This window comes from Bacillus sp. FSL K6-1005, assembly GCF_038000225.1.
Classification (GTDB): domain Bacteria; phylum Bacillota; class Bacilli; order Bacillales; family Bacillaceae; genus Bacillus; species Bacillus mojavensis.
In genome coordinates, this window is record NZ_JBBOBP010000001.1 from 183,407 (window position 1) to 195,608 (window position 12,202).

13 protein-coding genes are annotated in these 12,202 nt (G+C 46.4%); 10 read left to right on the forward strand and 3 right to left on the reverse strand.

From position 1 onward, the window contains the following. The first annotated feature begins 4 nt into the window (after nt 1-4). From NST16_RS00865 to padC, 4 genes are all read left to right on the forward strand, one after another. On the forward strand, nt 5-1,360 hold the full coding sequence (locus tag NST16_RS00865; protein ID WP_340883543.1) for a serine hydrolase: 1,356 nt from the start codon (nt 5-7) through the stop codon (nt 1,358-1,360). 15 nt (nt 1,361-1,375) lie between these two features. Next, the gene (locus tag NST16_RS00870; RefSeq protein ID WP_340883545.1) at nt 1,376-2,083 is read left to right on the forward strand and encodes an aspartate/glutamate racemase family protein; all 708 of its coding nucleotides are present in this window, start codon (nt 1,376-1,378) and stop codon (nt 2,081-2,083) included. 107 nt (nt 2,084-2,190) lie between these two features. Next, a complete protein-coding gene (locus NST16_RS00875; protein WP_340883547.1) occupies nt 2,191-2,646 on the forward strand; it encodes a DUF3237 domain-containing protein in 456 nt (151 codons plus the stop codon). 22 nt (nt 2,647-2,668) lie between these two features. Next, a complete protein-coding gene (gene padC / locus NST16_RS00880; RefSeq protein WP_010331962.1) occupies nt 2,669-3,154 on the forward strand; it encodes a phenolic acid decarboxylase in 486 nt (161 codons plus the stop codon). A gap of 27 nt (nt 3,155-3,181) precedes the next feature. On the opposite strand, the gene NST16_RS00885 is transcribed toward padC, so the two are convergent. From NST16_RS00885 to slrR, 3 genes are all read right to left on the reverse strand, one after another. Continuing rightward, entirely contained in the window at nt 3,182-3,373 is a 192-nt protein-coding gene (locus NST16_RS00885; protein ID WP_010331961.1) for a hypothetical protein, read from the reverse strand. Between the two features lie 10 nt (nt 3,374-3,383). Further along, nucleotides 3,384-4,844 (reverse strand): carboxylesterase/lipase family protein, encoded by a 1,461-nt coding sequence (locus NST16_RS00890; protein ID WP_340883550.1) that lies wholly within the window; start codon nt 4,842-4,844, stop codon nt 3,384-3,386. Between the two features lie 74 nt (nt 4,845-4,918). Further along, nucleotides 4,919-5,377, reverse strand: a complete 459-nt coding sequence (slrR, locus tag NST16_RS00895; protein ID WP_010331959.1) for an HTH-type transcriptional regulator SlrR — start codon at nt 5,375-5,377, stop codon at nt 4,919-4,921. A gap of 245 nt (nt 5,378-5,622) precedes the next feature. Between slrR and NST16_RS00900 the strand changes: the two genes are divergently transcribed. The 6 genes from NST16_RS00900 to NST16_RS00925 all read left to right on the forward strand — a co-directional run bounded on the left by NST16_RS00900 (nt 5,623) and on the right by NST16_RS00925 (nt 12,201). Beyond that, nucleotides 5,623-6,315 (forward strand): YveK family protein, encoded by a 693-nt coding sequence (locus NST16_RS00900; RefSeq protein WP_010331958.1) that lies wholly within the window; start codon nt 5,623-5,625, stop codon nt 6,313-6,315. Between the two features lie 22 nt (nt 6,316-6,337). Further along, nucleotides 6,338-7,021 carry a protein tyrosine kinase EpsB gene (epsB, locus tag NST16_RS00905; RefSeq protein WP_168748808.1) on the forward strand — a complete coding sequence of 228 codons (684 nt, stop codon included), beginning with the start codon at nt 6,338-6,340 and terminating at the stop codon, nt 7,019-7,021. Nucleotides 7,022-7,255: 234 nt separating this feature from the next. Next, a complete protein-coding gene (locus tag NST16_RS00910) occupies nt 7,256-9,076 on the forward strand; it encodes a polysaccharide biosynthesis protein (RefSeq protein ID WP_340883554.1) in 1,821 nt (606 codons plus the stop codon). Nucleotides 9,077-9,087: 11 nt separating this feature from the next. After that, complete coding sequence (locus NST16_RS00915; protein WP_340883556.1) at nt 9,088-10,227, forward strand: glycosyltransferase family 4 protein; 1,140 nt, start codon at nt 9,088-9,090, stop codon at nt 10,225-10,227. After that, on the forward strand, nt 10,224-11,060 hold the full coding sequence (epsE, locus tag NST16_RS00920) for a glycosyltransferase EpsE (RefSeq protein WP_326196706.1): 837 nt from the start codon (nt 10,224-10,226) through the stop codon (nt 11,058-11,060). Before NST16_RS00915 ends, epsE begins: the two co-directional genes overlap by 4 nt. After that, complete coding sequence (locus NST16_RS00925; RefSeq protein ID WP_326329895.1) at nt 11,053-12,201, forward strand: glycosyltransferase family 1 protein; 1,149 nt, start codon at nt 11,053-11,055, stop codon at nt 12,199-12,201. The genes epsE and NST16_RS00925 overlap by 8 nt, the downstream gene beginning before the upstream one ends. Nucleotide 12,202: the final 1 nt, after the last annotated feature.

Sequence of the window (12,202 nt, forward strand, 5' to 3'; positions counted from 1 at the left end):
AACAATGAAGCAGGATAAAAGGAATGACCTTAAGATTTTATTTGAAACATTAGGCGAAAGAAATCATTTCAACGGGGCGGTTTTAGCTGCAGAGGATGGCGGCATCTTATACCATCACGCTTTCGGTTATGCGGATTTGCCGGAAAAACGGCTTTTGCAAGAAAATTCTTTGTTTGAGCTGGCATCACTATCAAAGCCTTTTACAGCGCTGGCAGTTGTTTTATTGGAGGAGAAAGGGATGCTTGGTTATGAGGATAAGGTGGAGCGTTGGATTCCCGGATTTCCATATGAAGGCGTTACGATACGGCACTTATTGAACCATACATCCGGGCTTCCGGAATATATAGAGTGGTTTTTTGTCAATTGGGATAAAAGCAGGGTCGCAGTGAATCAGGATGTAGTGGATATGCTGATGAATGAGCAGCCCCCTTGCTATTTTGCTCCGAATGAAGGCTGGCTGTACAGCAATACGGGGTATGTGCTGCTGGCAGTTTTGATTGAGAAGGCATCCGGCATGAGTTATGCGGATTTTTTGAAACAGCATATTTTCACCCCAGTCGGTATGGCGAACACGAGAGTATATAACAGGAGGCTGCGTCCTGAGCAGATCGATGACTATGCGTATGGATATGTGTATGATGTGCATTCCGGCCAGTACGTTCTTCCAGATGACCTGGAGGAAACGAGCTATGTTGTGTATCTGGATGGAATACAGGGAGACGGTACAGTGAATTCTGTCACAAGCGATTTATTTCGATTTGATCAGGCTTTATATCAGGACAAATTGATCAGCAAGGCTTCTAAGGAAGCCGCATTTTCTCCTGTACAACTGAGCAATGGGGAAACGGTTGACTACGGATTTGGCTGGGTGCTGCAAAACAGTCCTGAAAAAGGGCGGATTGTCAGCCATAGCGGAGGGTGGCCCGGCTATTCGACGATGATGATCCGATATATAGATCATGGTAAAACGCTGATCTATTTGAGCAATATGGAACAGGATGCTGATTATGAACAAGCGATACTGAAGGCAGCGGAGAATATTTTATTTGACCAGCCTTATAAGATCCCTGAACGCCCAGCTGATAAAAAGAAAAAAGAAATTGATACAGCGATTTACAGCCGCTATGTTGGCAGCTACTCCTTTCACGATGGTACCGCTGCGACGGTGACAGCTGAGAATGAGCGGCTTTATCTGCAAATCACCGGACAGATGAGGTTTGAATTATTTCCTTCCTCGGAAACCCGTTTCTTTCTGCAATCATTGCCTGTTGAAGTTGAATTTATGTTAGGGGATGATACTGCGAAAAGTTTTATCGTTTATCAGGACGGAACAGAGGGAGAAGCGGTCCGGACGAATTAGAAAGGAATGAATTTGATGATTGGGATATTAGCTGGAATGGGCCCGAAATCGACCTCTCCATTTTTAGATAAGGTCATTGATTACTGTCAGAAGCTATATGGCGCTTCACATGATATCGATTACCCGCAAATGATGATTTATTCCTGTCCGACCCCTTTTTATGTCGATCGCCCTATCGATCATAATGAAATGAAAAAAGCGATTATCGATGGGGCCGTCAAGCTGGAGAAGACCGGTGCGGACTTTATTTCTCTTCCTTGTAATACGGCGCATGTCTATTTTGAAGACATCCAGCAAGCATTGTCGATTCCTTTGTTACATATCATTGAGGAAACGATGAAGGCGCTCCCGGGTTCAGCGCAAAAAGTGTCTGTTTTAGGAACGGACTCAACCATACAATCCTGTATTTATCAAAAAGGCCTGAAGGCGGGCGGATATGAGTTTATTCATGAGGCACATTGGCAGCGGGAAGTCAATCAGCTCATCGCCGCGATCAAACAGCCGAATCATGTTCAGAAAACTCAGGACATATGGCGTGAGTTATACTTGGAAATCAGTAAAAGAGCGGATCTCATCATTTCGGCTTGCACAGATTTAAACACGGTGTTAGATCATGTTCACAGTGATATTCCGATTATCGATTCCTCTGATTGCCTCGCAAAAAGCACGGTCAGCACGTATCTTACCTATCAAAATGAACTATTCAACAAGGGCTGTATGTAATCGGCTCTTGTTTTTTTGAGTTCTTATCGTTTGACAGCCTCATGCAGTGGTGTTAAAGTAAACATGTAAATAGTTACATGATTTCTTCTGAAGATCAGGTGGTGCTTATGAAGAAGCCAGTTTTAAAGAAATTCGTCTCCCTAGACATTAAGGTTGATCCTCCAATCACCATTGGTGAGACAGGTTTAGGGCTGAGACGATGGATTCCGATTCGATCGGGAACAGTAACCGGAGAAGTGGAAGGACGTATTTTGCCTGGCGGAGCTGATTCGCAAATCATTCGCACTGACGGCAGAACAGATTTATCTGCCAGATATGTCATAGAAACAGCAGATCATGAGCTGATTTACATTGAAAACAATGGAATACGGCAAGTCAGCGAGCCGTTCCGAACACGAGCAGCGGCCGGGGAAATGATTGACACCGAGCATGTTTATTTCCGCACGGTGCCGACATTTGAGACAGGCAGTGAAACCTATCAATGGCTGCATGACCGCTTGTTTATCGGTTCCGCAGAAAGAACCCCTGATTACGTTCGATTAGACATTTATGAAGTAGAGTAAAAGACTAAGGAGAGTGTGAAATATGGAAAACTTTATCGGAAGCCACATGATTTATACTTACGAAAACGGTTGGGAATACGAGATTTATATTAAAAATGACCATACAATTGATTATAGAATTCATAGCGGAATGGTGGCCGGACGCTGGGTTCGGGATCAGGAAGTGAACATTGTCAAACTGACAGAGGGCGTATATAAAGTGTCTTGGACAGAGCCGACAGGTACAGATGTTTCATTAAACTTTATGCCGAATGAAAAACGGATGCACGGCATTATTTTCTTCCCGAAATGGGTGCATGAACATCCTGAAATTACGGTCTGCTACCAAAATGACCACATTGACCTGATGAAAGAATCACGCGAAAAATACGAAACCTATCCAAAATACGTAGTGCCCGAATTTGCTGACATTACATTTCTGAAAAATGAGGGCGCCGATAATGAGGAAGTCATTTCTAAGGCTCCTTATGAAGGAATGACTGACGATATTCGCGCAGGGAAATTGTAAGAAAACAAAAACCCGGTAAAGAGAGAATTACTTCTCTTTACCGGGTTTTCTTTTTGCTGAGTATGTGGGCACCATCACAATTCCCGCGAAAAACAGTAGGATCCCAATCCAGCGGATGGGCTGGTAATAGGCGGTGTCTTGTAAATAAACGACTGCTGATAAAATGAAGATACATGCTGCCACAACAATGACGGCACCCATGCAGCCTGTTTTTCCCATGTGATTCTCCTTATGAGTGTAATAGTTTTTTCCGCTTCTCACCATCAGGATCGTGCTCAATAGAAAGTTCGGAATCCAAAATCAAGGTTTCTCGTTTGTCTTCAGTATAAGCCGGCCATTGTACCTCTTTGCAGCTTGGACTTCCTGTTTTTGCGAAGGCAAGCCACGCTGATTGTATCGTGTGTGAAAGCTGTTTGACCTCATCCGTAATGTCTGCTTGTACCATTCGTTTCAGTCCGTTTAGATTGCCGAACACAAACGGCAGTTCCAGTGCGTGAACCGCTTTATTGTACGGCGGCTTGTCCGGGTGCCAATCGAATCGGTACATCCAGACAGGTGCGTAACGGGATTGGGCGGAAGCGCAGGCGACGGCCGGGCGCCAAAACAGCAAATCCGTCATGATATGAATTTGGCTTTCGAGAGAGCGCGGATACAGATCGGCCGCTTTCTTTGCCAGCGGCTGACCCAATAGATACTCAAGCGCTTCATCAATTGTTTCCTGAGAGTGAACTTCTGAATCCGGCGTAAAAAATAAATACCCTTCATCACGATTTGTTCCGATTAACAGCGGAATGCCGTCAGCAGCCCCTTCAGCGATGGCTTTTTCCGGCTCAGCAGGCAGTGTTTTCGGATCAAGGGCAGGCTGGAATAACAGCTGAAAGATATTTTCATTTTCGGTTTTTCGCAGCTGGTCGGCGGCTTTAAGCAAATCTTCCGCAGACATAGTATGAAGCCTGTCCAAATGGTGACCGTCAATTCCAAGGGTTCGTAAAAAAGCATGCGCGGTGCTTGCCGCTTTTTCTTCTGTCATGGTTCGGGAAGAGCCGCTTTCTAAGATTGCTTTCTGGAACAGGCCTTTTGCAGCAGGCATGGCTAGCAGCGCGGCAATGCTCATACCGCCCGCTGATTCTCCAAACACCGTTACATTTTCCGGATCGCCGCCAAACGCAGAAATATTGTCCTTGACCCATTTCAGAGCCGCGGTTTGGTCAAGCAGTCCAAGGTTGTTGGAATACGCTTCATCAATGGAAGACAAATGCAAAAAGCCGAATGGCCCCAGCCGATAGTTCAGTGTGACGACAATGACATCTCCCTGAGCTGCCAGGTTCGAGCTCTCGTATAAAGGCTCACTGCCCGCGCCGAGATAAAATGTGCCGCCATGAATCCACACCATGACAGGACGATTTTTGCCCGGAGTGTCAGGTGAAAATACATTTACATACAGGCAGTCCTCAGACTGGCGGGGGAGTTCAGGGTATGAATATGACAGTAAATCAGGCGGCTGCGGGCAAACCGGGCCGTACGCAGTTGCGTCCAGTACGCCTTCCCAGGTCGCCGGCGGCTCAGGTGCTTTAAACCGCAATTGTCCGACGGGCGGCTTTGCGTAAGGGATGCCTTTCCATATGTGGACACCGTTTTTTGAAATGCCTTTCACTGTGCCGTATTGCGTTTTGACCATTGATTCAGACATAGCATTCTCTCCCTTTTTCCCCCATTATAAACAGATTTGTCCTGATGATGCGAACCTCAGCCCTTCTACGATATTCATTTTCCCATCGTTTTTAAAAAGGATTTGACTTCCTGAACCGTCAGGCCGATTTCTCTCGCTTCCGCCATCAGCGCTTTCCACTCTTCTATATTCGATTCTGTCAGCTTTCGGTTTCGGTAGGAGGCGGTTTCAGGCTCCCCTTTCTTTAGCTTGTTCGTAAAAGTGAACAATTCTTCCTTTTCCATTCCGGCTTGAACAGCTTGTACAAGATGCACACGCCATTCTTCCTCTCCGCCGCTGATTTTTTGATACATCATCGTTTCGGCGTCAAATAATTCTGTTAATTCGACATCCAGGGTTGCTGATACTTTTTTCAAAAATTGAACGGATGGATTCGTATGAACGCCTCTTTCAATCTTGCTTAAATAAGATTTAGAAACGCCTGACTCAATAGCCAGCTGATTAATAGAATAGCCTTTTCTTTTGCGGTACAAGCGGATAATTCTTCCAATCATAATATGAAATTCTCCTCTATTCCTGTCGTTATTTCGTTCATTATAAGGAATTATTCGTTCTTTATAAAATTTAAAATAATAAGGGAAGTGCAGTAAATAAGAGGAAAATCATGATTTTGTTCTCTAAAGAGAACTTATTGGCTTATTTTGCAATTTTTAAATAATAAAGTTTTCTTTTATAATCCAATCATTAACAGAAAGGGGCGCGGGAAGCCAGCCGTGAGAAGGCTGAAGGCTATGAATATATGAATGAGAATATGAGTTTTAAAGAGTTATACGCAATTGTCAGACATAGATTCGTGCTGATTCTGCTCATCACAATAGGCGTCACCTTTATTACAGGTTTTGTCCAATTTAAGGTCATTTCACCGACTTATCAGGCGTCGACTCAAGTGCTGATTCATGAATCAGACGGTGAAGAAAACTCGAATCTCAGTGACATTCAGAGAAATCTTCAATACAGCAGCACGTTTCAATCGATTATCAAAAGCACGGCCTTGATGGAAGAGGTCAAGGCGGAGTTGCATCTTTCTGAATCGGCTTCCTCGCTGAAAGGAAAAGTGATGACCAGCAGTGAAAATGAATCGGAAATCATCACCGTTGCCGTTCAGGATCACAATCCGGAGAGAGCGGCTAAGATTGCAAACACGTTAGTGAACAAGTTTGAAAAAGAAGTAGATGAAAGAATGAATGTGCAAGGCGTACATATTCTTTCAGAGGCGAAGGCTTCTGAAAGCCCAATGATTAAGCCGTCCCGGATGAGAAATATGGTCATGGCTTTTGGAGCGGCCGTGATGGGCGGCATTACACTGGCATTTTTTCTGCATTTTCTCGATGATACGTGCAAAAGCGCACGGCAGCTCAGCGAGAAAACCGGATTGCCCTGCTTGGGCTCTGTCCCTGATGTCAAAAAGAAACGGAATCGCAGGGTTGGATAAAACATTTCGAGGAGTGAAGTGAGTGGTCTTTAGAAAAAAGAAAGCAAGGCGAGGTTTGGCTCAAATATCCGTTTTACATCATAAATCAATTGTTGCGGAACAATATCGCACCATTCGGACAAACATTGAGTTTTCATCCGTACAGACCAACTTGCGGTCCATTCTCGTCACCTCCTCTGTGCCTGGTGAAGGAAAATCGTTCAGTGCAGCGAATCTTGCGGCAGTCTTTGCGCAGCAGCAGGAAAAGAAAGTGCTGCTGGTGGATGCCGATTTAAGAAAACCGACAATTAACCAGACGTTTCAGGTTGAAAATTTGACCGGGCTGACAAATGTGCTGGTCGGCAATGCTTCTCTCAGTGAAACGGTGCAAAAGACACCGATCGATAACTTATATGTGCTGACAAGCGGACCGACGCCGCCGAATCCGGCTGAACTGTTATCCTCGAAAGCAATGGGAGATTTGATATCAGATATCTATGACCAATTCAGTCTGGTGATCTTTGATTCTCCTCCGCTTTTAGCTGTCGCGGACGCTCAAATTTTAGCGAACCAGACAGATGGAAGCGTGCTCGTTGTCTTAAGCGGAAAAACAAAAACCGATACCGTCCTGAAAGCGAAGGACGCACTGGAGCAATCCAATGCAAAGCTGTTAGGTGCTCTTTTAAATAAAAAGAAAATGAAAAAATCAGAACACTATTCCTATTAATTTGTGCTTTTAGGTGATGTCTCCTTACCTGTATCAATGGAGGCACTCGGCTCCGCTGTGGGCAGCTTGAACAGGCTGCCTTAGATGCTGGTCGTCGCTGGCGGGGCGTGAGGACGGGTTAAATGCCCACTTATTTGATATACATAGGAAATGTTATCGGTTTAGCTGCTGTCGATTTTTTAGAAGACGAAAACCGCCGCAGCTAAACCGATAAAAGTATTAGGGGGGAAAAGGTTGAGTTACCGGAGAAGACTGTCAATGATTATCGCGCTGGATACTTATCTCGTTTTAAATTCAGTTATTGCAGGATATCAATTTTTAAAAGATTCTTATCAATTTTATGACTCCGGAGCATTATTGCTTACCGCAGTCAGCTTGCTCCTCAGCTATCATGTATGTGCTATCCTGTTCCATCAGTATAAACAGGTCTGGACATACACCGGACTCGGCGAACTGATTGCTCTGCTTAAGGTCATTACGATTTCAGCCGCTGTGACCGGCATCATACAGTACGCTGTGTATCATACGATGTTTTTCCGGCTGTTAACAGCGTGCTGGGTGCTTCAGCTTCTGTTCATTGGGGGAACCCGCGTTTTATCGAGAATCTTAAAAGAAAGCATCAGAAAAAAACGCAGCACATCGGCCCGCGCATTGATTATCGGAGCGGGATCAGGCGGAACCCTGATGGTCAGGCAGCTGCTGCAAAAAGATGATCCCGACATTACACCTGTCGCTTTTATTGATGACGATCAAACGAAACATAAGCTGGAAATGATGGGGCTGCCCGTCATCGGCGGAAAAGAAAGTATCATGCCTGCGGTACAAAAGCTCAAAATTAACTATATCATTATTGCGATTCCTTCTCTCCGTACCCATGAACTGCAGGCGCTGTACAAAGAATGCGTGCGAACCGGAGTGAACATCAAAATCATGCCTCATTTTGATGAAATGCTGCTTGGAACGCGCACTGCCGGTCAAATCAGAGATGTAAAGGCCGAGGATCTGCTAGGCAGGAAGCCGGTAACCCTCGACACAAGCGAAATTTCAAACCGCATCAAAGGAAAAACAGTTCTCGTCACCGGAGCGGGCGGTTCAATCGGCTCGGAAATCTGCCGGCAGATCAGTGCGTTCCAGCCTAAGGAAATCGTTCTTCTCGGCCATGGGGAAAACAGCATTCATTCTATTTATTCTGAACTGAATGGACGATTCGGAAAACACATCGTGTTCCACACGGAAATTGCGGATGTGCAAGACCGTGACAAAATGTTTACCTTAATGAAAAAATACGAACCGCACGTCGTCTATCACGCGGCTGCCCATAAGCACGTGCCTTTAATGGAACACAACCCTGAAGAGGCAGTCAAAAACAACATCATCGGAACAAAAAACGTGGCGGAAGCGGCAGATATGTGCGGGACAGAGACGTTTGTGCTCATTTCATCGGATAAAGCGGTGAACCCGGCCAATGTAATGGGAGCAACGAAACGATTTGCCGAAATGATTATTATGAATCTGGGGAAATTCAGCAGAACGAAATTCGTTGCGGTTCGCTTTGGCAATGTTCTCGGCAGCAGGGGCAGCGTCATTCCGATTTTTAAGAAACAGATTGAAAAAGGCGGTCCCGTTACAGTGACACATCCGGCGATGACCCGCTATTTTATGACCATTCCCGAAGCGTCACGGCTTGTCATCCAAGCTGGAGCGCTGGCGAAAGGCCGGCAGATTTTTGTTCTTGATATGGGAGAGCCCGTGAAGATTGTCGATCTCGCCAAAAACCTCATTCATTTATCTGGCTACACGACGGAGCAGATTCCAATTGAGTTCACAGGTATTCGCCCGGGTGAAAAAATGTATGAGGAGCTACTGAACAAAAATGAAGTTCATGCCGAGCAAGTTTTCCCGAAAATCCATATCGGCATAGCGGTGGACGGCGACTGGCCATTGCTGATGCGTTTTATAGAAGATTTCAATCAGCTGCCGGAAGCCGAGCTCAGAGAGCGGCTGTTTGCGGCAATAGACACATCAAACGAAATGACGGCTGCCGGCATTCGTTAGGGGGAGTGAAGATGACGAAAAAAATATTATTTTGTGCCACTGTCGATTATCATTTTAAAGCCTTTCATCTTCCTTACTTTAAATGGTTTAAACAATTGGGCTGGGAGGTTCACGTTGCTGCGAGCGGGCAGACGCGGCTGCCGTATGTCGATGAGAAATTCTCCATTCCGATCCGAAGGTCACCCTTCCATCCTCAGAACCTTACCGTTTACAGACAGCTGAAGAAAGTGATCGAAACCAACGAGTACGACATCGTCCATTGCCATACGCCGGTCGGCGGCGTTCTCGCACGGCTTGCGTCAAGGCAAGCGAGACGAAACGGAACAAAGGTGCTCTACACCGCACACGGATTTCATTTTTGCAGCGGAGCGCCGATGAAAAATTGGGTCCTTTATTATCCGGTTGAAAAATGGCTTTCTGCCTATACAGACTGCCTGATCACCATAAATGAAGAAGATTATACGCGAGCGAAAGGGCTTCAAAGACCGGGCGGGATGACAGAAAAAATTCACGGCATCGGCGTTAATACAGACAGGTTTAGGCCAGCCAGCCTTGAAGAGCAGCATAGGCTGAGAAAAAAGCACGGCTTCCAAAAAGACGACTTTATATTGATCTATCCGGCAGAATTGAACCTCAATAAAAATCAGAAGCTGTTAATTGAAGCTGCAGCACTGCTGAAAGATAAGATACCTGAGCTCCGTCTTGTTTTTGCCGGAGAAGGAGCGATGGAACAAACGTATCGGGACTTAGCTGAAAAGCTAGGAGCTTCCCGCAATGTTTGCTTTTACGGCTTTTGCCGCGATATTCACGAGCTGATCCAGCTTGCGGATGTTTCTGTCGCATCCAGCATCAGAGAAGGCCTCGGCATGAATGTGCTTGAGGGCATGGCGGCGGAAAAGCCGGCAATTGCCACTGATAACCGCGGACACCGGGAAATCATCCGTGACGGAAAAAACGGTTTCCTCATCAAAATGGGCGACAGCGCTGCTTTTGCTGACCGGATTGAACAGCTCTACCTTGAGCCGGAACTGCGCAGATCACTTGGACAGGAAGGCCGCCAAACAGCCTTGCGCTTTTCTGAAGCGCGAACGGTAGAAGAAATGGCAGATATTTATTCCGTGTACATGGATAAAAAGGAGAAAAGCGTATGAATTCAGGACCGAAAGTTTCTGTCATTATGGGCATTTATAATTGTGAATCCACTTTGGCGGAAAGCATTGAATCCATTCTCAGCCAATCCTATAAAAATTGGGAGCTGATCATGTGCGATGATGCGTCAACAGACGGCACGCTCCGTATCGCGAAGCAGTATGCCGCTCATTACAGCGACCGCATCAAGCTCATTCACAATCAAACAAACAAGCGGCTTGCCGCTTCATTAAATCACTGTCTTTCTTATGCGACAGGCGAGTATATCGCCCGCCAGGACGGAGATGATCTGTCCTTTCCGCGCCGTCTGGAGAAGCAGGTTGCCTTTTTAGAGAAGCATCGGCACTACCAGGTGGTCGGCACCGGCATGCTTGTGTTTGATGAATTTGGCGTAAGGGGCACACGGATGCTGCCTTCTGTTCCGGATCCGGCCATTATGGCGAAAGGGACGCCGTTTTGCCATGGGACAATCATGATGAGAGCCAGCGCTTACCAGACGCTGAAAGGCTATCGTTCGGTGCGGCGGACAAGGCGAATGGAGGATATCGATTTGTGGCTCCGCTTTTTTGAAGAGGGCTTTCGAGGCTATAACCTCCAAGAAGCGCTGTATAAAGTAAGGGAAGACAGCGACGCATTCAAGAGGCGGTCTTTTACCTACTCAATCGACAACGCCATTCTTGTATACCAGGCTTGCAGACGCCTGAAGCTTCCTTTTTCCGCTTACATATATATCGCAAAACCGCTCATTCGCGCGTTTATGCCTCCTGCTGTGATGAATCGTTACCATAAAAAAAGAGTGATGAATCAGAAGGAAGGGCTTGTGAAGCATGAATAACAGCCAACAGCGCGTGCTCCATGTTCTCAGCGGCATGAACAGGGGCGGCGCGGAAACCATGGTCATGAATTTATATCGGAAAATGGATAGAAGCAAGGTGCAATTTGATTTTTTAACCTATCGAAATGATCCGTGCGCTTATGATGAAGAAATTTTATCGCTAGGCGGACGGCTTTTTTATGTCCCGAGTATCGGACAAAGCAATCCCATCACATTTGTGAAGAATGTAAGAAACACAATAAAAGAAAACGGGCCGTTCAGCGCGGTTCATGCGCACACAGATTTTCAAACTGGCTTTATCGCGCTTGCGGCAAGGCTAGCTGGAGTGCAGGTCAGAGTATGCCATTCCCATAACACCTCGTGGAAGACCGCCTTCAATTGGAAGGACCGCCTGCAGCTGATGGTGTTCAGACGCCTCATTTTGTCATATGCGACTGAATTGTGCGCTTGCGGAGAGGATGCGGGACGGTTTTTATTCGGGCGATCCAATATGGAGCGGAAGCGGGTTCATCTGCTGCCGAACGGAATAGACCTTGATCTGTTCTCTCCAGCCGGGCAGGCGCCCGATGACGAAAAAAAAGCACGCGGCATAGCGTCTGACCGGCTGATCATTGGTCATGTGGCCCGATTTCATGAAGTGAAAAATCACGCGTTTTTGCTGAAGCTTGCCGTTCACCTGAAAAAACGGGGAGTTCGCTTTCAGATGGTTCTTGCAGGAGACGGTCCGCTGCGGGAGCAGATGGAGGAGGAAGCGCGGCGGCTGAATCTGCTTTCCGATGTTCTCTTTTTAGGAACTGAAGAACACATTCATGAGCTCATGCGCACCTTTGATGTATTTGTCATGCCGTCATTGTACGAAGGCTTGCCTGTTGTGCTTGTGGAAGCGCAAGCTTCGGGTCTTCCGTGTATTATTTCAGACACGATCACAGAAAAAGTCGATACGGGGCTCGGACTTGTGAAAAGGGTGAGTCTCTCTAAGCCGATGGACATTTGGGCTGAAACGATTGTAAGAGCGGCCGCCGCAGGCAGGCCGAAGCGGGAGCTCGTTAAAAGCACCCTTGCAAAACTCGGCTATGATGCGCAGCAAAATGTAGGTGCATTGATGAATTTATATCAGATTAGCACTGAAAAAGGACAATAAA

Excerpts from the sequence above, each read along its gene's own strand:
- NST16_RS00865 (WP_340883543.1), top strand. The coding sequence starts at position 5 with ATGAAGCAGGATAAAAGGAATGACCTTAAGATTTTATTTGAAACATTA.
- NST16_RS00870 (WP_340883545.1), top strand. The coding sequence starts at position 1,376 with ATGATTGGGATATTAGCTGGAATGGGCCCGAAATCGACCTCTCCATTT.
- NST16_RS00875 (WP_340883547.1), top strand. The coding sequence starts at position 2,191 with ATGAAGAAGCCAGTTTTAAAGAAATTCGTCTCCCTAGACATTAAGGTT.
- padC (WP_010331962.1), top strand. The coding sequence starts at position 2,669 with ATGGAAAACTTTATCGGAAGCCACATGATTTATACTTACGAAAACGGT.
- NST16_RS00885 (WP_010331961.1), bottom strand. The coding sequence starts at position 3,373 with ATGGGAAAAACAGGCTGCATGGGTGCCGTCATTGTTGTGGCAGCATGT.
- NST16_RS00890 (WP_340883550.1), bottom strand. The coding sequence starts at position 4,844 with ATGTCTGAATCAATGGTCAAAACGCAATACGGCACAGTGAAAGGCATT.
- slrR (WP_010331959.1), bottom strand. The coding sequence starts at position 5,377 with ATGATTGGAAGAATTATCCGCTTGTACCGCAAAAGAAAAGGCTATTCT.
- NST16_RS00900 (WP_010331958.1), top strand. The coding sequence starts at position 5,623 with ATGAATGAGAATATGAGTTTTAAAGAGTTATACGCAATTGTCAGACAT.
- NST16_RS00915 (WP_340883556.1), top strand. The coding sequence starts at position 9,088 with ATGACGAAAAAAATATTATTTTGTGCCACTGTCGATTATCATTTTAAA.
- epsE (WP_326196706.1), top strand. The coding sequence starts at position 10,224 with ATGAATTCAGGACCGAAAGTTTCTGTCATTATGGGCATTTATAATTGT.
- NST16_RS00925 (WP_326329895.1), top strand. The coding sequence starts at position 11,053 with ATGAATAACAGCCAACAGCGCGTGCTCCATGTTCTCAGCGGCATGAAC.